The following is a 430-nucleotide window of genomic DNA, read 5'->3' on the forward strand; positions in this document are numbered from 1 at the left end:
TTCGGCGAGCTTCTCGGTGATGGCGCCGCCGAGTTCTTCCGCATCCATGATCGTCACCGCGCGCGCATAATAGCGCGTCACGTCATGGCCGATGCCGATCGCGATCAGCTCGACCGGCGAGCGGGTCTCGATCTCCTCGATGATGTGGCGCAGGTGCCGCTCGAGATAATTGCCGGGATTGACCGACAGCGTCGAATCGTCGACCGGCGCGCCGTCCGAGATCACCATCAGGATCTTGCGTTCCTCGGGCCGCGCGATGATCCGCGAATGCGCCCAGAGCAGCGCCTCGCCATCGATATTTTCCTTTAGCAGCCCGTCGCGCATCATCAGCCCAAGCGAGGTGCGTGCGCGCCGCCACGGCTCGTCGGCCTTCTTATAGACGATGTGGAGCACGTCGTTCAGCCGCCCCGGCTGCGGTGGCCGCCCGGCG

General features: G+C 65.3%; 1 pseudogene. It reads right to left on the reverse strand.

From position 1 onward, the window contains the following. Positions 1 to 430: pseudogene (locus AACY52_RS31740) on the reverse strand (hypothetical protein); the annotation flags it as partial.

The sequence above is a fragment of the Pseudomonas sp. EA_65y_Pfl1_P113 genome (genome assembly GCF_963970525.1).
Lineage (GTDB): Bacteria > Pseudomonadota > Gammaproteobacteria > Pseudomonadales > Pseudomonadaceae > Aquipseudomonas > Aquipseudomonas tritici.